Origin of the sequence: Halocola ammonii (assembly GCF_049334165.1) — a bacterium.
Taxonomy (GTDB): domain Bacteria; phylum Bacteroidota; class Bacteroidia; order Flavobacteriales_D; family Sanyastnellaceae; genus JBEGHD01.
The window spans coordinates 16,220-40,226 of the sequence record NZ_JBEGHD010000017.1 but is presented as its reverse complement, the minus strand read 5'-3'; the positions used below and the strand labels follow the sequence as shown (position 1 = coordinate 40,226).

Annotated in this window: 18 protein-coding genes; 4 read left to right on the top strand and 14 right to left on the bottom strand. The window is 45.0% G+C overall.

Annotation, left to right across the window (positions count from 1 at the left end; all coding sequences use genetic code 11):
• Positions 1-35 precede the first annotated feature (35 nt).
• From ABHV44_RS14950 to msrA, 10 genes are all read right to left on the bottom strand, one after another.
• Positions 36-971 carry a DUF58 domain-containing protein gene (locus ABHV44_RS14950; RefSeq protein ID WP_459075521.1) on the bottom strand — a complete coding sequence of 312 codons (936 nt, stop codon included), beginning with the start codon at positions 969-971 and terminating at the stop codon, positions 36-38.
• Positions 972-1,186: 215 nt separating this feature from the next.
• Positions 1,187-1,579 carry a thioredoxin gene (gene trxA / locus ABHV44_RS14945; RefSeq protein ID WP_459075541.1) on the bottom strand — a complete coding sequence of 131 codons (393 nt, stop codon included), beginning with the start codon at positions 1,577-1,579 and terminating at the stop codon, positions 1,187-1,189.
• Positions 1,580-1,627: 48 nt separating this feature from the next.
• Positions 1,628-5,911 (bottom strand): DNA polymerase III subunit alpha, encoded by a 4,284-nt coding sequence (gene dnaE / locus ABHV44_RS14940; protein ID WP_459075520.1) that lies wholly within the window; start codon positions 5,909-5,911, stop codon positions 1,628-1,630.
• A gap of 456 nt (positions 5,912-6,367) precedes the next feature.
• Positions 6,368-6,799 carry an NUDIX domain-containing protein gene (locus ABHV44_RS14935; RefSeq protein ID WP_459075519.1) on the bottom strand — a complete coding sequence of 144 codons (432 nt, stop codon included), beginning with the start codon at positions 6,797-6,799 and terminating at the stop codon, positions 6,368-6,370.
• A gap of 4 nt (positions 6,800-6,803) precedes the next feature.
• Positions 6,804-7,568 carry a methyltransferase family protein gene (locus ABHV44_RS14930; protein WP_459075518.1) on the bottom strand — a complete coding sequence of 255 codons (765 nt, stop codon included), beginning with the start codon at positions 7,566-7,568 and terminating at the stop codon, positions 6,804-6,806.
• A gap of 84 nt (positions 7,569-7,652) precedes the next feature.
• Positions 7,653-8,759, bottom strand: coding sequence for an efflux RND transporter periplasmic adaptor subunit (locus ABHV44_RS14925; protein WP_459075517.1), 1,107 nt, complete (start codon positions 8,757-8,759; stop codon positions 7,653-7,655).
• Positions 8,760-8,784: 25 nt separating this feature from the next.
• Positions 8,785-10,044, bottom strand: a complete 1,260-nt coding sequence (locus ABHV44_RS14920) for an ABC transporter permease (protein WP_459075516.1) — start codon at positions 10,042-10,044, stop codon at positions 8,785-8,787.
• Between the two features lies 1 nt (position 10,045).
• Positions 10,046-11,272, bottom strand: a complete 1,227-nt coding sequence (locus tag ABHV44_RS14915) for an ABC transporter permease (RefSeq protein ID WP_459075515.1) — start codon at positions 11,270-11,272, stop codon at positions 10,046-10,048.
• A gap of 8 nt (positions 11,273-11,280) precedes the next feature.
• A complete protein-coding gene (locus tag ABHV44_RS14910; protein ID WP_459075514.1) occupies positions 11,281-11,973 on the bottom strand; it encodes an ABC transporter ATP-binding protein in 693 nt (230 codons plus the stop codon).
• A 664-nt stretch (positions 11,974-12,637) separates the two neighbouring features.
• Entirely contained in the window at positions 12,638-13,321 is a 684-nt protein-coding gene (gene msrA, locus ABHV44_RS14905; RefSeq protein WP_459075513.1) for a peptide-methionine (S)-S-oxide reductase MsrA, read from the bottom strand.
• A gap of 220 nt (positions 13,322-13,541) precedes the next feature.
• Between msrA and ABHV44_RS14900 the strand changes: the two genes are divergently transcribed.
• Complete coding sequence (locus ABHV44_RS14900) at positions 13,542-14,027, top strand: YciE/YciF ferroxidase family protein (protein ID WP_459075512.1); 486 nt, start codon at positions 13,542-13,544, stop codon at positions 14,025-14,027.
• 369 nt (positions 14,028-14,396) lie between these two features.
• On the opposite strand, the gene hutH is transcribed toward ABHV44_RS14900, so the two are convergent.
• Positions 14,397-15,896, bottom strand: coding sequence for a histidine ammonia-lyase (gene hutH, locus ABHV44_RS14895; RefSeq protein ID WP_459075511.1), 1,500 nt, complete (start codon positions 15,894-15,896; stop codon positions 14,397-14,399).
• Between the two features lie 153 nt (positions 15,897-16,049).
• On the opposite strand from hutH, the gene ABHV44_RS14890 reads away from it, so the two are divergent.
• Together ABHV44_RS14890 and ABHV44_RS14885 are read left to right on the top strand one after the other, a co-directional pair.
• Positions 16,050-17,396: a M16 family metallopeptidase gene (locus ABHV44_RS14890; RefSeq protein WP_459075510.1), complete on the top strand. Its 1,347-nt coding sequence runs from the start codon at positions 16,050-16,052 to the stop codon at positions 17,394-17,396.
• Between the two features lie 53 nt (positions 17,397-17,449).
• A complete protein-coding gene (locus ABHV44_RS14885; protein ID WP_459075509.1) occupies positions 17,450-19,540 on the top strand; it encodes a M16 family metallopeptidase in 2,091 nt (696 codons plus the stop codon).
• A 317-nt stretch (positions 19,541-19,857) separates the two neighbouring features.
• Here ABHV44_RS14885 and ABHV44_RS14880 read toward each other — a convergent pair whose 3' ends face one another.
• Positions 19,858-20,355 (bottom strand): hypothetical protein, encoded by a 498-nt coding sequence (locus tag ABHV44_RS14880; protein WP_459075508.1) that lies wholly within the window; start codon positions 20,353-20,355, stop codon positions 19,858-19,860.
• Positions 20,356-21,421: 1,066 nt separating this feature from the next.
• Here ABHV44_RS14880 and ABHV44_RS14875 point away from each other — a divergent pair.
• Positions 21,422-22,096, top strand: a complete 675-nt coding sequence (locus ABHV44_RS14875) for an outer membrane beta-barrel protein (RefSeq protein WP_459075507.1) — start codon at positions 21,422-21,424, stop codon at positions 22,094-22,096.
• 498 nt (positions 22,097-22,594) lie between these two features.
• Here ABHV44_RS14875 and ABHV44_RS14870 read toward each other — a convergent pair whose 3' ends face one another.
• On the bottom strand, positions 22,595-22,981 hold the full coding sequence (locus tag ABHV44_RS14870) for a hypothetical protein (protein ID WP_459075506.1): 387 nt from the start codon (positions 22,979-22,981) through the stop codon (positions 22,595-22,597).
• 89 nt (positions 22,982-23,070) lie between these two features.
• Positions 23,071-23,469: a hypothetical protein gene (locus ABHV44_RS14865; protein WP_459075505.1), complete on the bottom strand. Its 399-nt coding sequence runs from the start codon at positions 23,467-23,469 to the stop codon at positions 23,071-23,073.
• Positions 23,470-24,007 lie beyond the last annotated feature (538 nt).

The following is a 24,007-nucleotide window of genomic DNA, read 5'->3' as shown; positions in this document are numbered from 1 at the left end:
TAACCTTATAATTTTTTGAATTAGACTGTACCAGCTCAATACAATTTTTGCCTCTTCAGCAAATATTGCATCAGCACAGGATTAACCCCTTGATTGATATCCGATTCAACAAAATCGATGTGGTACTGACCGCACTTAATTTTTAGCTCTTCGCGAAATTTTTTCACCTGTTTGAGGTAATGATCTTTCACTTCGGTAGGGTTCAGCTTGAGCTCCTCCCCGCTTTCCATATCAACAAAAGTGTATGGTCTGTTTTCAAAATCGAAATCCATTTCCATCCGCTTGTCTGCTACATGGAAGAGAATCACCTCGTGCTTGTTGTGGCGCAGGTGCTGAAGTGCTGCAAACATCTCATCGGTTTTCTCGGAGTTGTCCATCATGTCGGAGAAGACAATAACCAGGGAGCGCTTGTGAATTTTTTCGGCAATTTCGTGCAGGGCATCCACGGCAAAGGTTTTCTCTTGCTCAGGAGAGTCGATTTCTTCCATTAATTTTTCTAACTGAGCGTAAAGAAACTGGTGGTGAGCGGAGCTGGAACTAGCTCTTGTGTGGGTATCTACTTTTTCACCAAAAAGACTCAGCCCGACAGCATCACGCTGGCGCTTCAGTAATTCGATCATGGCCGCAGCTGCGTAGATCGAAAACTTTATTTTGTTGAACTTATCGTCTTCAGCTGTCACTTCCGATGGATAAAACATCGATGAAGAATGATCGATAACGATCTGGCAGCGTAGGTTGGTTTCTTCTTCGTAGCGTTTTACAAAAAGCTTTTCTGTGCGCGCGTAAAGTTTCCAGTCGATGTGGCGTGTGCTCTCCCCTTTGTTGTAAAGGCGGTGTTCGGCAAACTCCACCGAGAAGCCGTGAAATGGACTTTTATGAAGTCCTGTAATGAATCCCTCAACAGCCTGCTTGGCCAGAAACTCCAGCTTGCTGAGTGATTGAATCCTGCGCCTGTCAATGTTGATTGCCATGTGTCATTAATGATTTCACCATTCTCAGACCAGCGCGAAAGTCGATTGTCAACTTTGTACTTCGCAGCTTTGCGAAGAAGTAGCGGAGTCGAGACAGGGTAAAGATTGAATTGTCAATTTAGAAAACTAATAATTGAACTAAAGGAAATAAAAAAGGTTCCGAAAACCAACGTCTCCGGAACCTTTTAACGCTTTTTTATCTAAAAACGGACTTCTTAAAGTAGGTTGTCCATTTTATCGGTGAGAACATTTTTAGGAACTGCTCCAACCGACTTGTCTGCGATCTCTCCGTTCTTTAGGAAGAGAATTGTAGGGATGTTTCTAATCCCGTACTTGGCAGAAATATTTGGGTTTTCGTCAACATTTACTTTTCCGACAATTGCCTTGCCGTCATAATCTGTTGCAATTTCTTCAACGATGGGAGTTACCATTCGGCAGGGTCCGCACCATTCCGCCCAAAAATCTATCAAGACCGGTTTATCTGATTTCAGCGCCAGTTCTTCAAAGTTCGCGTCTGTGAGTTCTACAGCCATGATTGAATTGTTTGTTTTTAAATTATAATCAAATGTAAATTTTCCTTTCTTTTTGTCAAACCGTATGCCAGCGATTTATCCTGTCTCTTTGGCAGGTTATCAACAATTTGCCGGCAAGGTCCATCAGCTCTCCTTTACAGAATACCGAATCTCAGGCATTTGTTCAAGTTTGGTGATCACCTCGTTGGTTAGCTCTACGCCTTTAATCCTGGCCGGCATCTTCAGTTGTCTCTCTTCATCTTCAATTTCGAGGCAAAGTTTACACGTTCCTGGATAATCTTCAAGCAGTTGATAAACTCTGTCGATCAGATCTTCGCTAATGTCTCGCAACCCTACAAACAAGTTCAGTTGTCCTGCTGCCTTCTCCCGCAAGTCAGAAAGTAACTCTACTTTATTGAGTCTAAACTCGAGCTCATCGTCTGATTTCGCATATCGCCTCGGCTCTACCTTTCCTTCAATAAAAAGAAACCAACTTTCCACAAAGTACTCACGATACTTCACGTAAGTATCACCGAAGACAAAAAACGTGTGTGAATCTTCGAAATCTTCTAATGTGAAAACGCCAAATGGCTTATTGTGTTTTGTGAGTCGGTGAGCACTTTCGGTTACCATCCCAGCGAGCTTCACCGTCTTGTTTTTCAGCGGAGTCAGATCCTTCAAAATCTTCAGTCCACCCTCGTTACAGAAATTTTCGATCTCGAGTTTGAAATCGTTCAATGGATGACCCGATAGGTAAATCCCAACGACTTCGCGTTCTTTGGAAAGCTTATCGAGAGTTCCCCACTCTTCGGCCGAAGGAATAGGTGGCTCTGGAATTTCCACCTCAGAATCGCCTCCAAAAAGCGATTGCTGAGCTGCGTCTTCACCGGTTTTATTGGCATTTCCAAAGCGGACAGCCATCTCTAAAAATGGAATTCCCTTTTGATCCTGAGCAAAATATTGCGAGCGATTAATCCCTTCCCAGCAATCAAAAGCACCTGCATAGCAAAGGCTTTCAAGCGTTCTCTTATTGGCAGATCGGAGATCGATTCGTTTCACAAAATCGAAAATCGAGTGGAATGGCCCATCCTCATTTCGCTGCTCCACTATCGACTCGATGGCACCTTTACCAACGCCTTTCACGGCTCCGAGGCCAAAACGGATTTCTCCTTTCTCGTTTACCACAAACTTGTATTCCGACTCGTTCACACTTGGCCCGAGAACCGGAACTCCCATGCGCTTGCACTCTTCCATGAAGAAGGTCACTTGCTTGATATCGTTCATGTTGTTGCTCAACACCGATGCCATGTACTCGGCCGGGTAGTGAGCTTTGAGGTAAGCTGTCTGGTAGGCCACCCAGGCGTAGCAGGTAGAGTGCGACTTGTTGAAAGCGTAGGACGCGAATGCCTCCCAGTCTTTCCAAATCTTCTCCAAAATCTTTTTGTCATGACCGCGCTCACCACCTTGGTTGAGGAACTGAGGCTTGAGTTTGGCAAGAAGGTCGAACTTCTTCTTACCCATCGCCTTACGCAGCGTATCGGCTTCACCTTTGGTAAATCCGGCAAGCTTTTGCGAAAGTAGCATCACCTGCTCCTGGTAGACTGTAATCCCGTAGGTTTCTTCGAGGTATTCTTTGCACGCCTCAAGGTCGTAAGCAACTTCCTCGGTACCGTGCTTTCTTCGGATAAACGAAGGAATGTATTCCAGCGGACCGGGACGATACAATGCGTTCATAGCGATCAAATCGGCAAAAACCGTTGGCTTTAGCTCACGCATGTATTTCTGCATTCCGGCAGATTCGTACTGGAAAATACCGACTGTGGCACCGCGCTGGAAGAGCTCGTAAGTCTTTTCGTCATCGAGCGGGAACTCGTCAGGATCGAGATCAATGTCGTGCCGCTTTTTCACATTTTTCACTGCATCTTTTATCAGTGTCAATGTTTTCAACCCGAGGAAATCCATTTTGAGCAGACCCGCATCTTCGGCTACAGAGTTGTCGAACTGTGTACACCACATGTCCGAATCTTTGGCCAGCGCAACCGGCACAAAGTTGGTGATGTCGTCCGGAGTGATAATCACACCACAAGCGTGAATCCCCGTGTTCCTGACACTTCCCTCGAGCACTCTTGCCTGGTTTACCGTTTCAGCTTCAAGACCGCTTTCTGTAGAAATCCGTTTAAGTTCATTGGCTTTCTGAAGATCTTCCTGATTGTTCTTCAACTTATCAGCCAGGGCCTTGTCATCCATTTCGAACAACTTGGCGAGTTTGATGTCAGGAATCAGCTTGGCAATCCTGTCGGTGTCGGGAAGTGGCAACTCCAAAACACGACCAGTGTCGCGAATGGAAGACTTGGCAGCCATCGTTCCGTAGGTGATGATCTGCGCTACCTGATTGGCCCCGTATTTTTCGATCACGTAGTCGATTACTCGCTGGCGACCTTCATCGTCAAAGTCGATATCGATATCGGGCATCGACACACGATCTGGATTTAGAAAGCGCTCAAAAAGCAAGTCGTACTTGATCGGATCGACATTCGTAATACCGGTGCAATAGGCCACTGCCGAACCGGCTGCCGATCCACGTCCCGGCCCCACCGATACATCCATCTCTCTGGCTTTGTTGGTGAAATCCTGAACAATGAGGAAGTACCCCGGGTAACCAGTGTTGGCAATTGTTTCGAGCTCGAAATCCAGTCGCTCTCGAATTTCGTCAGTAATTTCTCCGTAGCGCTTTTTTGCTCCTTCGTAAGTGATGTGGCGCAGGTAATTGTTCTCCCCGCGGTTGCCTCCGTCCTCTTCATCTTTCGGGTCTTTAAATTTCTCCGGGAAATCGAATTTTGGAAGTAGCACGTCTCTCGCCAGCTCAAATCGCTCAATCTTTCCAACAATCTCGTTGGTCGTTTCAATCGCCTCCGGCAAATCCGCGAAGAGCTTTTTCATCTCTTCGGGAGTTTTTATGTAAAACTCGTCATTCGGGAAGCCGTAGCGGAATTCTCTTCCGCGCTTACCGATGTATTTTTTCGGTTTGTTGACAGACTCCGCATCTTTCACGCAGAGTAAAATATCGTGAGCCTGCGCATTTTCGCGCTCGTTGTAGTAGGTGTTGTTTGCCGCAAAATACTTTACATCGTACTTTTTGGCTAGCCCGAGGAGGAATTCGTTTACGATGTCTTCCTCCTGAACTCCATGACGGTTGAGCTCCACATAGAAGTCATCGCCAAAATTTTCTTTGTACCACTGAAACGCTTCTTCGGCTTGTGTTTCACCAACATTGAGCGTCAGAAAAGGAACCTCGCCCCAAAGCCCTCCAGTAGAAATAATCAGGTCTTCCTTGTACTTAAGAAGTGCTTCTTTGTCGATTCGGGGAACGTAATAAAACCCCTGGGTGTAGGCCAGTGAAGAGAGCTTCGCGAGGTTGTGATAGCCGCGCTTGTTTTTCGCCAGAACTACAGTTTGAAAACCATTGTCCTGACGACTTTTGTCGTGCATGTTTTCACACAGGTTGAATTCACAACCGATAACTGGAGTAATGTCTTTTGCCAGGGCTGCACGCACAAAGTGGAAGGCTGCCATCATGTTTCCGTGATCGGTCATGGCCATGGCTGGCATTCCGAGCTCAACGGCTCTGTCGATCATCTCATTGACAGCCGAAGTTGCCTGGAGAATGGAAAATTGTGTGTGACAGTGAAGATGAGAAAAGGGAACATCTTCCAGTTCTGAGATGTCTGCCTTCTTAGCTTTCTTGAGTTCGGCTTCGGCATCGCGCTCGAGTTCGCTGGCCACCTTGAAATTGGCATCAGCCAGATCGGGTGCCTCATAAGTAACTTCATCTGGATTTTCGATTTCAGCAACTTTGAAAACGCGTCTTTCGATAAGTCCGAAGAAACACTTAGCCGTTGCGTCCACATCGTAGGCCGCATCGTGAGCGTCTTCAAAGGCAACTCCAAAAAGCTTGGTGTGGAGTTCGGTTAGTGTTGGCCATTTGAAACGCCCCCCTCGCCCACCGGGAATGGCGCAAAACTCAACAGAAAGATCTTTGGTATCGAGCTGTTTCAGGTCGAGCAGATTGGTGTCCTGCTCTTTGCGGTAGTATTCCGCTCCGGTAACTTTCACATCGAAGTCGATGTTGTGACCGGCTACGTATTTGGTCTTTGCCAGGTCTGTATTAAAGATCTCGAGGACTTCACTCAGTGGATGACCGTCTTTTTCGGCTCTCTCTGTAGTGATGCCGTGAATCTTAGCCGCATTGAAGGGAATGGTAAATCCTTCTGGCTTCACGATGTAGTTTTTGGCATCGAGAAGATTACCTTTTTCATCGTGAAGCTGCCAGGCTAGCTGGACCAGTCTGGGCCAGTTGTCTGAGTCAGAAACGGGGGCATTGTAATCTTTCGGTAAACCGGTGGTTTCCGTATCAAAAATCAGAAACATGGATTGGACTTTCTATTTCAGGTTGTTACAAAAGTGAACGCCAAAGCAGAAATTTCAGTGCTCACTCTATCAAAAGTAAGGCTTTATAAAATGCAAAAAAGGGTTGTTGAAAGGTTGTGGATAGATTGTTTTGAACCTCACTTTCTAGCAGCTCTTCTAACATGCTACGACCCGTAAAATTGCTTTTCAACTAACATTTGTTGCAATTAGGAACCCAGCAGGTTCCATTGTTTGTAGTAGTAAGGGGATTACAAATCCTGAAACCGACCCCGGAGTGGGTCGAATATTATGCTCTGCTCAAAAAAACTCAAGACAGCAGAAAGGTGCGACCCCGCTGGGGCCGATTTGGGAGCTTATCACGTTCAATGCTACAAATATTCGATGCCTCTGGCATCATAGCATGGCAGTAGGAAGGAAGTGGTTAAAGAATTTCCGAATTGTTATTTCCTAATTGAATCACAACCCCAAATGCTCCTTCACATCGCTTAAAATCAGGGCGTGATCGAAGGCGAGTTCTGGCAGTTGATAGATTGAAAACCACTTTGCATCGGCTGCATCTGAGCCGGCATTTTCTTCTGGAGCTTCGTCACTAAGGAATCCGTAAAAAACACAGGTGACTGTTCTGCCGCGTGGATCACGACCGGGCTTTCCATAGGATTTGTATTGCTCAAAATCGACTAGATCTCCGATTCCGGTTTCTTCTTCGAGCTCGCGGATGGCGGCTGTGGGCAAATCTTCTTCATCTTCTACAAAACCTCCGGGGAGCGCCCACTGGCCTTTGAACGGATCATTCTTTCTCTCGATCAAAAGCACCTCGTAATTTTCCTCATCGGTGATGCGAAAAACCAACGTGTCTACAGTGACGAGTATGTTTTGATCTATTGCCATTTTGCTATGCGGTAAACTCTCTTCCTTTTACATCGAGAACTTTTGTGCGTTTTTTCAAGGTGCGAAGAACAAGGAATATCACGAACGAAACCATGATGGCGTAGAACCAAAAATCGCTGATAAGAAATTCGCGTTTTGTCGATTCGTACATCAGGTAGTTTTTCATGACATTCAAAAGAGTGAACGACACGAAAACAGCGAAGAATCCATTGTATTCGCGTTTCAAAACGTTGCGCAGCGAAAAGTGAACTTCTGAGCTTTGCCAGCGAAAAATGTTTGGCCAAAATGCCGGCACCTTCTCCGACCAGTTTAAGTAAGCCTGACCGAATTTCTTTCTTAGAAAGTGTTCTTCTGCGAACATGATTCGCTCGTAGTAGAGCCAGAACAACAGGCAGCAAACCAACGTAAACCACCAATTACCAACATAAAGAATGATTCCGAGCCACATGAAAAAGTTCCCAAGGTAAAGCGGGTGGCGAACTGCCGAATAAATCCCTTTGGTATTAAGTACTTCAGCAACCTGACCTTCTTTGGTGTTACGCCCGCTGGTTCCGCGAGGCGTGTAGCCCACGGTGAAAGCTCGAATCAACAACCCAAACATCGAAACCGCCAGGCAAAAAACCGACCAGTCGAGCGCCTGATGATCCATGGCGTTGTCCACATCGGCAAGTATTACCAGTGCAGCAAGGACGTAAAGTGTGATGGGTAAAAAGCTCCTCCAACGGAAAAGCCAGTTTCCAGATTTGTCAAATTCTTCGATCAGGGCCATAGCGGTGAATTTAAAAAGGCGCTGCCGGATTTTTCCAACAGCGCCCGCAAAGTTAGCAATCTTTTTCGGCTGATTTCTGACCTTTTATTTACGAATCGGACGGTTCCAGATTTTTATTTCATCACCTTCTTCCACGCCTTCGAGCACTTCAACGGTGATGCCGTCAGAAAGACCAAGTTTCACATCTCTGCGTTCGTATTCGTTTTCTCCAGTGCTTACTTCCACATAAGGCTGATCTTCCTTGTCGAACTGCACGAGACTTTCTGAAATCGCCAAAACGCTGTCTCTCCTGTCCAAAACCACATCGGCATTGGCAGAGTATCCAGCGCGAATAAAACGATCGTCAGGCTGTTGAACGGCCGCTCTGATCTGAAACTGAATGGCGCCATTTTCCTCCACTCCTTTCGGAGAAATGTATTCGAGCTTGGCATCGAAAGTTGCATCTTCGATGGCCCCGATGGTAAGGATCAAATCCATTCCCTGGCTGAGCTTTTCCACTTCAGATTCGTCTACGTTCCCTTCGAAAATCAAATCGTCCATGTCGGCCACAGACGCGATTGTGGTCCCCTCGTTGAAGTTATTGAGCTCAATCACCGAGTTCCCTTCTTCCACGGGAACATCGAGCACCATCCCGTTAATAGTTGAGCGAATCTGTGTGTTGGTGGCTCGGTTCGAACTCTTGGCAACTCCTTCTTTCAAAATTTGATAGTTGTCTTCAGCCGCCTTGAGCTCTTCGACAGCGTTTCTTCTGGCAATTTCAAACTGCTGAAATTCTGCCGGAGCAATTACCCCCTGATCTAAAAGTTGCTTGTTTCGCTCGTAATCCATGTTGGCATTGTCGAGTGCAATCTCTGCCCGGCTCACTCTATTTTCGGCATTGTTGAGCCCCACCATATCTGGCACTACCTGCACTTTGGCAATAAGAGCGCCCGTTTCTACTTTATCGCCAGCTTCTACAAGTATATCGTTGATCACACCACTGATTTGGGGCTTGATCAGGATCTCTTTTCGGGGTTTCACGCTCCCTGTGGCCACCGTCTTTTTCACGATGTCGGTATGGGTTGGTTGTTCGGTGTTGTAGGTCACCGGACCTTGTTCATTTTTACCGTAGAGGTAATAAATGGCACCTCCGGCTCCCACTACAACGAGAACGATAATTACGATCAGAAAAATCAAACAGCCTTTGTTCATGTCTGCTTCTTTGTTTGTTTAAATTTTATTCAGCTCTAATAGCGTCAACAGGTCTCACGCTTGTGGCTCTCACAGCGGGCAGCAATCCCGCTAGTGCTCCGGCACCGATGAGCACCAATAGTGCAACCATCACCGGCAAAAGTCCGATCTCAGGGTTTCTAAAAGCTCCTGTAGAGCCCATTCCAGCTAGTAACTTATTTACTGTTTCCACTAATAATATTCCTATTGAAAGCCCTGCGAAACCCGCCACAGTTGTGAGCAGTAACGTTTCTGTTAACACTTGTTTCACAACATCAGAAGGTGTGGCACCGAGTGCTCGTCTCACTCCAAATTCTTTGGTGCGCTCGCGAACAGTAATCAGCATGATGTTGGTAATTCCGATGACTCCAGCAATTAGGGCCAATGCACCAATCACGAAGCCCACGATTTCTATTGCCGTGAAAATTAAATTCATCTCTTCAAATTCGCGCTCCATATTCCAGGAGCCAAAAGCTCTCGGATCGTCTGGATGAATTGATTTGCGATCCTTCAAAAGCATTTTTGCTTTTTCTTCCATCTGAGAAACTTTAACCCCAGGCGCGCTCATCATGCTCAGCCAGCCTACTCGATCTCCGTAATTAAATGCTTTTTGGAAAGTGGTAAAAGGCACGTAAATCGACTGAGCTTCTTCTTCTGCCTCTTCACCGGAGCCAGTCGGTCGATACACCCCCACGACCTTAAACATCACACCACTGATCTGGATGTAATCGCTTATTGGCTCTTCTGTAGGTTCAAAAAGTTGATTGTACACCTGACTACCGATCACGCAAACCTTTCGCTTGTCATCGATATCGCGCTGATTTAGGAATCGCCCGAGATAGACGTCCATCGGTTCGATGGTTTCGTAGGCAGGATAATCGCCATAAACACTGAAAGCTCCGGCTTCCGTTCCTCGAATAACGTTGTTAGCATCGCGGTAACCACCGAGTTGGTTTCTCGGAGAAATTAATTTCATCTCGGGCAGATTTTCCTTTAGATATTCCACATCGCTGTTGTTAAGCGAAAATCTTCTACCGCGATCGTAGCCAGCGTAAGGCATGCTGGTAGATTGTGTCCAAAGGAACATGCTGTTGGTTGGCCCGTCACCAAAATCGGATGTCACACCATTCTTGAGACCGCGGCCTGCAGAAACCATCAGAATAAGCATAAATATGCCCCAGGCCACTCCGAGTGCTGAGAGAAAGCTCCTCACCGGATTGCGCATCAGCACTTGCAATATTTCTAACCAACGGTCTCTGTCAAACATTTTATTCGTCTTTTAGGGCTTCAACCGGTTTCACATTTGCCGCTCTGATGGCTGGCACCAATCCGCTGAGTGCCCCTGCTACGATGAGCACTCCGATGGTCGCCAGGCTGATCGTCAGATTGATTTCCGGGTTTTTGAAAAAGTCGTGATTCACAAAACTCGCCACGAGTTCTAGTGATAGTACACCGGCCATGAAACCAACCAATCCAGCCAGGGCAGTAAGAACGATAGACTCCTGAATCACAAGACTCACCACAGAACCAGGCGTGGCTCCGAGTGCCTTTCGTACCCCAATTTCCTTGGTGCGCTCTTTCACCACAATCGACATGATGTTGGCCACACCGATGATACCAGCGAAAAGTGTACAAATCCCCATGACCCAAACGAAGGCATCGATCCCGCGGAAAATGCTGATTACGTTTGAAAACTCCTCGTTGTTGTTCCTCACACGAATGGCGTTTCTGTCGTCAGGGTGGACCATGTGCCTTTCTTTTAAAAGAAGTTCAACTTCGTTGGCCATAGCCATTGTTCTCACCAGCGGTTGCTCGCCTGTGGAAGCCATAAACATATTGATTCGATTTCCACGACCGAAGAGCTTTTGCCCAGTACTCACCGGAGCGTAAACCACGCGGTTTTCTCTTTCTGACCCTTCGTCTTTGAAAGTACCCACCACTCTGAAGGTCACTCCGTAGATTTCAATGTATTTTCCGATTGGGTCAGTGCCTTTGAACAATTCGTCCACGATATCCTGACCGATGGTGACTACCTTTCTTTCATTTTCGACATCCTCCTGATTGATGTAGCGCCCGCTTGTCATGATGGTTCTTTCGAGTTCGGCATGTGCCGGATGTACACAATTCACCATGTAACTTCCAGATTCGCGGCCATACTCTACTGTGGCACCCCAAATCCAAACTCTGGCCGTAGCGTATTCAATACCTCTCACTTCACGCAAAACCATATTGTAGTCTTCGTTGGTGAAGTTGATATCGCGATTGGGCTTCATCCCTTTGTAGGGCATAGTTGTGGTACCGCTACGAATCCAAAGTGAGTTGATCGCATCGTCATCAAACATTCCCTGAACGCCATTTTGTAGTCCGTTACCCAGGCCGAGCAGGATGACGAGCATAAAAATCCCAACAGCCACCGACACCGAAGTGAGGATGGTGCGCAATGGATTTTTGGCCATTGTCACGAGAATTTCTATCCACTTGTCGAAATCAAACATGGCTGTGATTAGGGCGTTTGTGGGTTTACTTCGTAATCTCTTGAGACGATTTGACCATCCTTAAGGCGAATAATTCGCTGAGTCATGTCTGCAATGTCTTGTTCGTGAGTTACGATAATCACCGTGATTCCTTCGGCATTAATTTCTTTGAGAAGGTCCATCACTTCGTAGGAAGTGGTGGTGTCGAGCGCTCCTGTTGGCTCATCGGCAAAGATCACTTTTGGCTTTGAAATAAGCGCACGGGCAATGGCCACGCGTTGCTTTTGACCTCCGGAAAGTTGGTTGGGTAAGTGATCTGCCCAGTCGAGCAAACCGACCTTATCGAGATATTTTTTTGCTTCTTCGTTCCGCTCTTTTCTCGGCACTTTCTGATAGTAAAGTGGCAGAGCTACATTTTCCATTGCGCTTTTAAAACCGATCAAATTGAAAGACTGAAAAATAAAACCCAGAAACTGGCTGCGGTATTTTGCTGCCTTGCGCTCGCTAAGATTTTTGATCAGCGTTCCATCGAGGTAATAGGTTCCTTTGTCGTAATTGTCGAGCATCCCCAGAATATTCAACAATGTGGACTTCCCCGAACCAGATGAACCCATTATCGACACCAGCTCACCCTCTTTGATGTGCATATCGATTCCCTTCAAAACCTTGAGGTAGGTATTGCCGGTTTTATATGATTTTTCGATGCCTGAGAGCCGGATCATGGTTTGGTCGGATTTGGGATAACAGTTTCAAAAGTAGCATTATCCGCTGCATGGCTCAGTGTTAGCGAGAACAAAAATTGTTAATGGTAAATGTGGTAGATGAGTGGTAGCGGGTAATTGGCAACTGGCGATGGGCAAGCCTCAAAATTCCGAATTCCAAAAAACAAATCCCAAATGCCTTGGCCACTACATTTGATAGATGAGCTTAATTCACCAGCTCTTCCTGAATCTGAATAATAAAACACATAGTCACAGTAGATCTGTACAACTGCGGGAAGAGGCACGGAGCTGGCAACTGGCAACTTTTAAAATTCCAAATCCCAAAAAACAAATCCCAAGAGTTTGAACCACATCAATCACTAAACGACTACAAGCTCTCAGATTTTTCTAAATGCGAGTGATAAAAACACATAGCCACAGCAGGGCTTTACAACTATGGGGAAGGGCACCAAGGAGACAATCGCAATTTTCGAATTTCAGGACACCGGAGCCCAGCTAGCCCCACAACTTTAACTTCACTTTGACTCTACTTCCACAAGCACCAAGACAACAAACCTCAAAACTTAAACTGAGGCTAAAGGTTTTAGCCCCCACAACTTTGTTTCTACTTTATATCTACAAACTCGAAATACCGGCCGAACAATTCAGGACTACCCTTCACTATCTACTTCTTCCGATATTCTTCCTTCAGCAACTCCGGGTAATTTTTCATGAATTTTTCCACCTTGGGTTTGGAGACACTGCGGATGTAACTGTTGTTTGGATTTAGCCTGTAGTAGTTTTGGTGGTAATCTTCCGCAAGGTAGAAACCGTCAAACGGAGTAAGCTTGGTGACAATCTCATCTGAGTAAACACCTTTTTCCTCAAACTCAGAGATGACCTCCTGGGCAATCTTTTTCTCTTCTTCAGTTCTGTAAAAAATGGCCGAGCGGTACTGAGTTCCCACGTCCGGTCCCTGGCGGTTGAGCTGCGTTGGGTCGTGTCCACCGAGGAACGCTTTCACCAGCGTGCGGTAGTCAATCTTGTCGGGATCGTAAAAAATTTCAATGGCCTCCGCATGATCCGTTTTGCCACTGCTCACCATAGAGTAATCGGCTGTTGACTCATCGCCTCCGCTGTAACCGGAAACGACTTTTACCACACCTTCCACTCTTTCAAAAACGGCTTCAGTACACCAAAAACAACCTCCGGCAAACACTGCTGATTCGAGCTGTTCTTTTTGAGCATCGGAAAGCTCATTCGGTTCGATGTACTCATTTGAGTCTGACGAGCTGCGGTCTTGCGCTGAACACGAAGACAGCACGAGCATCATCAAAAAAGCGAAATTGAAAAACTTGTGATTGGACATAAACTTGAACTTTTTCATCACAAAACAAACGAAGTGAGCCCGTCTTTGGTTCATTTTCGATTTCTTAAAAAGTGTTGCTTTCTATTGAAATCTGTGAAGTTAGATTCACAACCAAAATTTGGAATTCATTTCGCAGACCGCAACGTCCCGAATCTCCTTTAAATGGCATTGGTTTTGAGCCGATTGAAGTGAACTTGTTGAACCCTAAAACCAAGAAATTATGAAGACTCTAAGAGATTTATTACAACACGAAATACAAGATTTATACTCAGCAGAAACTCAGTTTATCGAAGCTGTGCCATCATTGGCCGAATCGATAACAAGCCACGACATGAAGTCTTTGGTCGATGACATTCTGCAGGAATCGAAAGATCAGCGTGAGCGACTGGTAGAAGTCAGCAAAATTTTGGAAGTGAACCCTGAAAAAGAAACTTGCAAGGCAATGGCTGGCTTGATCCGCGAAGCAAAAGACATGACGGCCATGGAAGCCGAAGATGAAGTGAAGGATGCCGGAATGATTGCAGAGTTTCAAAGAATTGCGCACTACCAAATAGCAGGTTACGGTTCGGCTTGCACTTACGCAGAAATGACTGGCGAAAAGCAGGTGCTTAATCACTTGAAGAAAACGCTTAATGAAGAAAAAGAAGCGGATGAAAGACTTAAAAAATTGGCAAAAGCTCAAATCAACGAAGAGGCGATGGCCTGATAAAATTTGCTTTAAACAAATCGCAAATCGCTAACAACGCCTTGTGATCACAGTGAAAATTAGAAGGTTCACTGCTTATGGAGGTTCGACAAACAAGGCTAAAGCCTAATGATGAACCAACTCCTAATCTGATTTTAGGGGTTGGTTTTTTTATGCAAAAAAACTGAATCTGGTTTTATTGACTTAATTGGCAGCCTTTTGAGGATTATCGCAACTCTGTCTCTCGACTCCGCTCGAGAACCTCCAAACGCACCAGTCTGAATTGAGCGGGTAGGCCGGCTGTCGAGCGGAGTCGAGACAGGAGAAGGGAAATGAGATCAATTCAAAAACGACTTGGTAATTGTTCTCGAAACTTTAAGAATCAGTTTTTTATGCCACTACATCCTCAAAACGATTCTCGCGAAGAAATTTCAAACTCTTTTGCATAAGATCGTGCATGATCACATCTTTTTCTGCGAAAGGCACCTTTTCTCTGAATGCTGAAAATAACTTTTCAATGCTCGCGGAGCTCTTTGCAGGCCTTCTAAACTCCAGTCCCTGAGCAGCGTTGAGCAGCTCAATCGCCAGGATGTTCTCCACGTTTTCGATCACCCGGAACATCTTGGTTGCGGCATTTGCGCCCATGCTCACATGGTCTTCCTGTCCGTTTGAAGAATCAATGGTGTCGACCACAGCAGGAGTGCATAGCTGTTTGTTTTGACTCACCATAGAAGCTGCGGTGTATTGCGGAATCATAAATCCGGAATTCAACCCCGGGTCGTCAACCAAAAAGGCTGGCAACCCGCGAGTTCCGCTCACTAATTTGTAAGTTCTTCTTTCGGAAATGCTGCCGATTTCGGCCATCGCCAAAGCCAGCTGCTCGTGAGCCATTGCCACCGGCTGACCGTGAAAATTCCCGGCAGAGATAATCAAATCCTCATCAGGGAAAACAGTCGGGTTGTCGGTGACGCTGTTGATTTCATTCTCGAAAGTGCGAGCCACGTTTTCCACAGCGTCCTTTGAAGCTCCGTGAACCTGCGGAACACAGCGGAATGAATACGGATCCTGAACGTGTTCTTTTTCTCTGGTGATGAGTTCACTTCCCGCAAGTAGCTTCTGAAAACGCTCGGCAGTTTTCAATTGTCCCGGTTGTTTTCGCACCTTGTGAACCGAGCTGTGAAACGGCTCAATCCGTCCATCATAAACTTCGAGTGAAAGTGCTGCAATCAAATCTGACCACTTCAAAAGTTCCTGCGCTCTCAACACACCCCACGAGCCGTAGGCCGACATGAACTGAGTTCCGTTAAGCAACGCCAAACCTTCTTTACTCCTCAATGTCAGTGGCTCCCAGCCCTTCTGCTCCAGCACTTTTGAGGCCGGTTGTTTTTCTCCTTTATAGTATACTTCCCCTTCGCCAAAAAGCGGAAGAGAAAGGTGCGCCAGCGGAGCCAAATCCCCGGAAGCTCCGAGCGATCCCATTTGGTAGACCACAGGTAGAATATCGTTGTTGTAAAAATCGATTAGGCGCTGAACAGTGGCCAGTTGCGCACCACTGTGGCCGTAGCTCAATCCCTGTGCTTTTAGCAAAAGCATCAGCTTTACGATGTGCTTCGGCACTTCTTCTCCTGCTCCCGCGGCATGCGATCTCACCAGGTTAATTTGCAACTGCTCGCGATCATCCTTGTCGATCACAGTGTTGCAAAGCGACCCAAATCCGGTATTGATTCCGTAGATCGTATGGTCTCCATCTTCCAGTTTCTCATCCAGATAATTCCTGCATTTTTCAATCAAGCTCTTGCTCTTTTCAGAGAGTGATAAGGATTGCTTTTCAGAAATAATCTTTTGAAGCTTTTCGAGCGTGAGCTCTTCACTGGAAATTTGATGACCCATTTTTCTTCGATTTTATTTGTTGCAGAGCGCCAAAATTAACCGTTCTTATTCATTTTGCCATACAACCGGTCGTGAACCATTTGTACCGGTCGCCATTATTAATTTAGTAAGGATAAATCTAAATTCTATTTTAGTCGATCAAAATCGGAAATTATGAGAAAATTAACTACCCTCAGCTTGCTCGTGGTGGCGCTGTTTACAGGCACCGCAGCAATAGCTCAAACCAATGAAATCGAGTTTGAAGAATTCACGCTCGACAATGGACTCCATGTGATTCTACATCAGGACAAGTCCACGCCAATTGTAGCAGTGACAGTCATGTATCACGTTGGGTCTAAAAATGAAGATACCAGCAGAACTGGAATGGCTCACTTTTTTGAGCACCTCCTTTTCGAAGGATCTGAAAACATCGGTCGCGGTGAGTACACCGAGTACGTTGAAAATGCCGGTGGAACGCTCAATGCGAACACCTCGAACGACCGCACTTTCTACTACGAAGTGCTCCCGTCTAACCAACTGGAACTCGGCCTCTGGCTAGAATCAGAAAGAATGCTCCACGCGAAGGTGGAAGAAGTTGGTATTGAAACACAGCGCGAGGTGGTGAAAGAAGAAAAGCGCCAGCGTGTAGATAATCAGCCTTACGGAAACTTGCTGGAAGAAACTATGAAACACGCCTATGTGGAGCACCCTTACCGCTGGACCACAATTGGTTCGATGGAGCACCTCAACGCTGCTGAGGAGCAGGACTTCATCGACTTTTACAACACCTACTACGTGCCCAACAACGCGGTACTTTCTATCGCAGGTGATCTCAATATCAAAGAGACCAAAAAACTTATCGAAAAATATTTCTCCGGCATTCCTCGCGGAGAAAAGGAAATTCCTGAAGTGACGGAATTAGAGCCAGAGAAAACAGCAGAAGTTCGAGACACCGTTTGGGGTGACGACCAGCTGCCAATGATTCTTCAGGCTTACCACATCCCCGCTCAGGGAACTGAAGATTTTTATGCAGTTGACATGCTCAACACATTGCTCTCTGATGGTGAAAGCTCAAGGTTAAATCAGTCAGTCGTTGAAGAAAAGCAACTAGCGATGTTCTGCGGAGCGTTTTCTTTTGAACTCGAACACCCGGGACTTACCATCGCCTTTGCACTGGCCAATGCCGGAGTAGCTCCTAAAGATGTGGAGGAAGCAATGAATGCGGAATTCGAAAAAGTGAGAAACGAAAAAATCAGCGACTGGGAGTACCAAAAACTGAGAAACCAAATCGAAAACGATTTCATCGTTCGAAATTCTACAGTTGCGGGAATTGCCGAAAGTCTGGCAAACTACCACATGTATCTTGGCGATGCCAACCTCATCAACACTGAGATTGAGCGCTACATGGCAGTCACCAAAGAAGACCTGATGCGCGTGGCCAACGAATACTACGTGCCAGAGAACAGAGTAGTGCTCTACTTCTTGCAGGAAAAAGAAGGCGACACCAGCTCAGTAAAATAAGTCAGACTAAAAACTCACCGACAAAATCGGATTGAAATAAAATCGCAAGAGAAATGAAATTCAATAAATTATATCTTTCATTAGCATTGGTTACGGCATTCATTTTTGCCTGTAGCCCATCAAAAAATCTGGACAGAACCCAGGCTCCTGAAGCCGGTCCAGCCCCAGAAATTAATCTCGGAGACTACAGCACTTTTTCTCTCGATAACGGCCTGAAAGTGATCGTTGTGGAAAATCACAAACTTCCACGCGTTTCTTACCAGCTCACCGTAGATCGCGACCCTGTGATCGAAGGCGACAAGGCGGGTTACGTAGAAATGGCCGGGCAACTGCTCAAAGCTGGTACCGAGTCCAAATCGAAGACAGAAATCGACAAAGCCATCGACTACATCGGAGCGAGCATGAGTACATACTCGACTGGAGCTTATGCCAGCTCTTTGAAAAAGCACTCTGATGAACTCCTCGAAATCATGTCGGACGTGGTTCTCAACCCGACTTTCCCGGAAGACGAACTCGAGAAAGTGAGAAAGCAAACACTCAGTGGACTGGCGTCTTCCAAAACTGACCCGAACAGCATTTCTTCGAATATCGTGAAAGCGATGCGTTACGGTCTCGACCACCCTTACGGTGAGCAAACCACGGAGGAAACGGTAGAGAAAATCAACCGCGAAGATTTAATTGAGTACTACAACAATTTCTTCAAGCCAAACATTTCTTACCTCGTGGTGGTGGGTGATGTAAACGCTGAAGAAGCCCGCGAGCAAGCCGAAAAGCACTTCGGAAGCTGGGAACGCGGTGAAGTTGAAAAAACGATGTATCCAAAACCAACGCCACCTGAAACTAACCGCGTTGTTTTTGTGCCACTGCCAAACGCCAAGCAGTCGGTGATCAACATTACCTACCCGATCGATCTCAAACCAGGATCGCCAGATGCCATCAAGGCTGACGTGATGAACAGCATTCTCGGTGGCGGAGTTTTTAGCGGCCGCCTCATGCAAAACCTGCGCGAAGACAAAGGTTACACTTATGGAGCCCGATCGCAATTGAGCACAGACGAGCACGTTGGATACTTTAGCGCCTATGCAAGTGTGAGAAATGAAGTTACAGACAGTGCTGTCACTGAATTTCTCTACGAGCTGAGAAACATTTCCGATGAAATGGTGGCAGACTCTACGCTTCAGTTTGTGAAAAACGGAATGAATGGAAACTTTGCCCGCTCACTGGAGCGTCCGCAAACCATCGCCCGTTTTGCACTCAACATCGAGCGCTACGACATGCCGGAAGATTACTACCAAAATTATCTTTCGAACCTCGCTGCGGTGACCAAAGAAGACGTGAAAGCCATGGCTGAGAAATACATTAAGCCGGCCAACGCCTACATTACTGTTGTGGGTAACCGCGATGAAGTAGCCGACAAGCTGGCCAAGTTTAGCGGTAAAAACAAAGTAGAGCTGCGCAATCGCTACGGAGGCGAATACGTAGACATGAAGCCAGCGCCAGAGGGAATGACTGCCGCAGACGTTATCGACAACTACATCGAGGCGACTGGTGGACAAGAAAACTGGGACAAGGTGAACGCACTTCGCCAGCAGGGCAGCATGGCCATGGGACCAATGAATCTCACCATGGTGATGAAGCAAAACCGTAAAGGCCAGTTTAGCATGACCGTTTCGCAGGGCGAGCAGGTTTTTGTAAAACAGATCTACGATGGCGAAAAAGCCATGGTCAGCCAGATGGGACAAAAGCAGGTGCTCGAAGGTGAAGACGCACAGGAAATGGCCGTGCAAGCGGAAATCCTCCCAGAGGCAGCTTACGAAAAGATGGGCTACGAACTAGATTTGAAAGGAATCGAAGATGTAGAAGGCCAGGAAGCTTACGTAGTGGAAATCACCACTCCGAGCGGAGCCAAAACCACTGAGTACTATGCAGTAGACAGCGGATTGAAAATCATGAGCATGTCGACTCAGGAGACTCCGCAAGGTGAGGTTACGCAAACCACAATGATCAAGTCTTACAGAGAGTTTGACGGACTGAAGTTCGCTTCAGAGATCGATCAGCAGGTGGGCCCACAGCAAATCAAAATGACGGTTGACGAAGTAACCCTCAACCCGAAATTTCCAAACTCCGACTTTTCTATCGACTAAAAGTCAGAGTACATAAATTTTCAGAAAAGGGATTCGCTTCGGCAATCCCTTTTTTTTTGTTTGCTGAAGGTTTAGGAAAAGGAAGGTGATTTGGGCGTTCCCCTAACGGGTCGGGCTTTCCGTTTCAATCTTTATTGTCCCAGCGCCAAAAAGCCAATGCAGCAATAAAGGATTTCCACTGCAATCCCTAACGCGGAATGCGTTTCTCAAGAACAGAATTGATTAATTGGAATTTTTGCTTAAAGGGAATGTACGAGCTGGAGGCTCGAAGCTAGCGGAAGGATTAAAAGCCGTGGGGTTGCCCAAAATTAACTTCATCAGATTGGCAATGATCGCAGCATGAAAATGAAACTAATAACATTCAGTAGCACAATCATCAAAAGCCCAATAGTGACACTTAATCTTGATACCCCTTCTACACGTTTGAAACATTTCTTGATTAGGTGAATGCCTTCCGGATTGTAATGGAAAGGGGAAAACAAATGTAATAGACCGTATAATACAGCATAAACAACGACTCCGATCAATGAAAGCGGAATCTTCCAATTCAAGCTAGCATAGCCAATTCCTCGAATAATCTGTAAACTTTCTAAAATATATAGTAATGATATAAATGAAATAAAAGCTAAAAAAACTGCCAAAGCATCAGCACTGTAATTCCATGTCCTGATCCTTTTGGCATAAAGTTTTCGAACTAGAATTTTATATTCAATCCAATATCTGAGCATTTTACTTTCCTTGTTACAAATCGAATTTTTATTAACGACTTCAAGTACATCCCCCACGCTAGCGCGCGTTTCTAACGCGTGCTTCACTTCAACTTAGTTTCCAACCTTACTCTTTCCAGCAAGCAATTTATTCAATTCTTCCCCCAGCGTTGATACATTTTAATCGCCACCCCAAATTGTAAAACAAACACTATCACCATTTCTCTTGACATATAGAACATTTGAGCCACCCTCTTTTAAAATAGAGTCCCCGACTTGAATATATGAACAGAAATTATTTGACTCTCCTTCACACGGCTCAGTCAGTGGATGAAACCTTATCTCTTCATAATTAGCAGTCGTAATATAAGTCGTGCAGTGAGACTTGAAGAATCTGTTGATACGTACTTTTAAGTTGCTCGAATCAGTCACCAACTCATACCTTTCGGCAAGGTTGGCGGCCCGTTCACTTTTGTTTATTGTATCTGTATAAATCAAATAAGCAGTTACAAGTACAAGAACTACGATCACAATGATATGTGGCAAACTTAATTTACTAATCTTCAAAATAATTTGTAGTTGTCACTAGCAAAAAGCAGAAATTGAAGGAAACTCCAACTAGCGCAAATTTTCATCTAGCTTCTTTTCCAACAAGCAATTTATTCAATTCTTCAGAATAAGCAATTCCGGGCTGAGTGAGTGATGTTTAGTTTTGGGCTAGGGAGAGGCACGAGCTGAAAGCTCGCGCCAGTGGGTGAGAAGTGTTCCCAATTAATTCCCTCCAGAAGATGTGACTTTCCTGATCCATTAATACCTGTAAGAACAACGAAATCTGGTAATTCAGTATTAGATAAATTTTGAATGGATTTGTAAGGCTTAATTAACTTCAATTGCATAGTAAATATTTAAATATAATAAGAGTGCGACATAAGAGCAATCCTTCATAAAGCACATTTCCAGCCAACGCTAGCGAGCGTTTTTCAGGCGTGCTTAAATTTAGAGAGTAGTCTTATCTTGCTTAAAGGGCAATTTATCTAATTCTCAACACTCCCAGTTCTCAACGTTGATAGAATTGATTTTTCATCAACAAAATCACTCTAAGCATCCCTGTTTCAGCTCGCTACAGAGAGGCATAAAACTTGTGTCGCAGCGACCAACCAAAATATACAGATCAATGAAAAAACTTGCCTTACTCTCAGCACTCATCTTGCTCTCCACTTTTGCATTCTCTCAAGACAATGACTCAACAGCGACCAAAGAAAACCAAAGCTACAGTGATCGTATTCCTTCCGCTGGTAGTGTCCTGGTGGAGGCTCGGGTTGGATTCTCTACATTTCAGCAGAAAGGCCAAACTGATGACACCGAATACCGATTCACACTAGACCTTGGCACCTCAGGCCAATACTTTCTGGACCAGAACTGGTCGGTTGGCCTGGGGCTAGGCTTTTCAACGAGAACTTCAGTACGATCTTCTGATTTCTTCGCTAACGAAGTAACTTCGACTTCAAAGTCATTCTCTATCGGCCCTGTAGCGCGATACACTTTCGACCCGATAAAAGAAACTCTTCAGCCATTTCTCCAACTCGATATGCCTTATGAATACCGCCACACAGAGTCTAGCACTGGAGACCTCACAGATAACAACCCTCCCAGTCACTCATATGCTTTGAACTTCCGAGGAGGTATTATTTTCTTTCCATTAGACTTTCTGGGAATTCAGCTCACAGGCAGTGCCTTGAGATTTCAATCAACATTTAGGGAGTTGGACGGAGAGAAACACACTGAAAATATTTTAGACCTTGACCTGATGCGAAAAAACTGGCAGCTTGGAGTGTGTTTTGTTTTTTAGCATTTCAGACTCAATGATCAAAGAGTATTAGCTAGTTTAACAATAAAAACGGGCTAACACAGAAAGCAATTAGAAACACCAAGATATAGGCTAAATAATAAAACCTTTTCGGATACACCTCTGTCATAAAATCTCTGCCTTTTATGTATCCCTTATCAATATTTAAAATTCGAAAGTGCCTGACATACAGTATCAGAAGTACTGCAATATGAAAGACCACAATCTTTAAAGCAGTGAACTGAATTCCCTCCCCCAGGTCGAAATTCACGAATAATTCATTAATCAAATAGAAATGAAGAAACAATAATGTAGTCATTTCCGATAGCGAATAAACTCCAGCAATCTTCTGCTTGTCATTCTTTGAGTACCAAAAATAGATAACATTGTGAACTTTGTCTATGATCATTCTCTTTCAAGAGGTTCTACACATTTATTTACTTCCCCAGCTAACGTAGGTATTCAACGTGTGCTGTTATCGAGTACTTACTTTAAAACATTTCAACAATCACTCTCTCGTTGTGTCCATGGATCTACAAATTTAGTTTCACTACCGAATACCTCTTCTGACCTGACAGGGGGAAACACCAAGTAGTAACTATCATCGACTTTAGTGTATTCAAACTTTAGAACAGTGCAAAACTTGCCCTTACCGTGATCCACACTAATCGAGAATGTATTCTCTGAAATCTCATCAACTTTCACCTTATCCGCCAAAACGGAATTGACTGTGACATCATCGGCAATAGTTCGATTGCTGTACCTTGACAGACCCTCCATATTAATCAAGCTCTCACAAACTTGTGAAACAAATTGTTCCTTTGCATCTTCCTGGCCATAGGCAAGGTTCACAAAGATTAAAAAGCCAAATACCAATACTATCCTCATCTTAAAATTTCTTTAATTAATAAAAACCCGCTAAATGCCAGCATGATCTGAAAGCTCGCGCCAGCGGGGGGCGACAATCCAAACTATAATTAGCACCTTTTGGTTTGAGATATCCATGGGTCAATTATCACCTTATCAATTTGAGGAACGTGTTTGCTTTCACCTGGCTCTATGAACCAGCGACCATCGTCATTTCGGTACACCTTAATAATCAATTCGCGACAACGAGCACCCTTGCTAGTATCAATTAACACCCTAAATTCTCTTGTAGAAGGAGTCCTCTCCACTTCATATCCAAAAATCATATAGAAGTTAACCATGAACTCATCAGAATCAATCTGTTCAGGCTCGAAATAAACCTTAAGATCATTGCCTTCTTCCATATCCGTCATGAAACTTTCAACTAGCCCTTGCGAAGTCTGTGGAAAGAGTTTTTCAGGAACTAGCATTGTCAATGCACATGTAACTATTATCAGAAGCATTTTCATAAAAACAACATTTTGATTAACCAATATAGTATCAAACCCAACAAGAATAAAATAACAACAAAATGATACTTAACATCCCATTCTGAGTACGCAATACATCTTCCTCGTTCTCGGTCTATATACACCCTTATTCTATCACCAGTCTTGAGGTTGAGTTTGTTCGCTCTTTTACAAGTCATAGGTAGATTATATTCTTTTCCCATGTAATGAATATAGGGCCCTTTACCTTTTATTCCACCCCATTGGTCACAGTCAATTCTCGAAATAGTGGCATAGTCAAGATTTTCAGGTTGAATTACCAAGTATTTATTTTTAATTGTCAGCACCAAAGCATAAATCAAGACAATGGTCACCGTCCCAATAAAGCCAAAGAACAAAATTAACTTCCAAAGATTACTCATAAAACTATTGCAGGAGACCACTTCTAACTCGCTTCATTACGAGATATAAACCTCCAAGAATTATTAATTTCCAAAGAAAGAAATATTCGCTTAGAACTGCTGACTCGAATCCCTTCATTAATTTCACCCACTTAAGA

Bases quoted from the DNA above. Each gene is read 5' to 3' on its own strand.
- ABHV44_RS14875 (WP_459075507.1), top strand. From the start codon at position 21,422: ATGAAAAAACTTGCCTTACTCTCAGCACTCATCTTGCTCTCCACTTTT.
- ABHV44_RS14950 (WP_459075521.1), bottom strand. From the start codon at position 971: ATGGCAATCAACATTGACAGGCGCAGGATTCAATCACTCAGCAAGCTG.
- ABHV44_RS14870 (WP_459075506.1), bottom strand. From the start codon at position 22,981: ATGAGGATAGTATTGGTATTTGGCTTTTTAATCTTTGTGAACCTTGCC.
- hutH (WP_459075511.1), bottom strand. From the start codon at position 15,896: ATGGGTCATCAAATTTCCAGTGAAGAGCTCACGCTCGAAAAGCTTCAA.
- ABHV44_RS14920 (WP_459075516.1), bottom strand. From the start codon at position 10,044: ATGTTTGACAGAGACCGTTGGTTAGAAATATTGCAAGTGCTGATGCGC.
- ABHV44_RS14865 (WP_459075505.1), bottom strand. From the start codon at position 23,469: ATGAAAATGCTTCTGATAATAGTTACATGTGCATTGACAATGCTAGTT.
- ABHV44_RS14930 (WP_459075518.1), bottom strand. From the start codon at position 7,568: ATGGCCCTGATCGAAGAATTTGACAAATCTGGAAACTGGCTTTTCCGT.
- dnaE (WP_459075520.1), bottom strand. From the start codon at position 5,911: ATGTTTCTGATTTTTGATACGGAAACCACCGGTTTACCGAAAGATTAC.
- ABHV44_RS14935 (WP_459075519.1), bottom strand. From the start codon at position 6,799: ATGGCAATAGATCAAAACATACTCGTCACTGTAGACACGTTGGTTTTT.
- ABHV44_RS14885 (WP_459075509.1), top strand. From the start codon at position 17,450: ATGAAATTCAATAAATTATATCTTTCATTAGCATTGGTTACGGCATTC.
- ABHV44_RS14890 (WP_459075510.1), top strand. From the start codon at position 16,050: ATGAGAAAATTAACTACCCTCAGCTTGCTCGTGGTGGCGCTGTTTACA.
- ABHV44_RS14925 (WP_459075517.1), bottom strand. From the start codon at position 8,759: ATGAACAAAGGCTGTTTGATTTTTCTGATCGTAATTATCGTTCTCGTT.
- ABHV44_RS14910 (WP_459075514.1), bottom strand. From the start codon at position 11,973: ATGATCCGGCTCTCAGGCATCGAAAAATCATATAAAACCGGCAATACC.
- ABHV44_RS14900 (WP_459075512.1), top strand. From the start codon at position 13,542: ATGAAGACTCTAAGAGATTTATTACAACACGAAATACAAGATTTATAC.
- msrA (WP_459075513.1), bottom strand. From the start codon at position 13,321: ATGTCCAATCACAAGTTTTTCAATTTCGCTTTTTTGATGATGCTCGTG.
- ABHV44_RS14915 (WP_459075515.1), bottom strand. From the start codon at position 11,272: ATGTTTGATTTCGACAAGTGGATAGAAATTCTCGTGACAATGGCCAAA.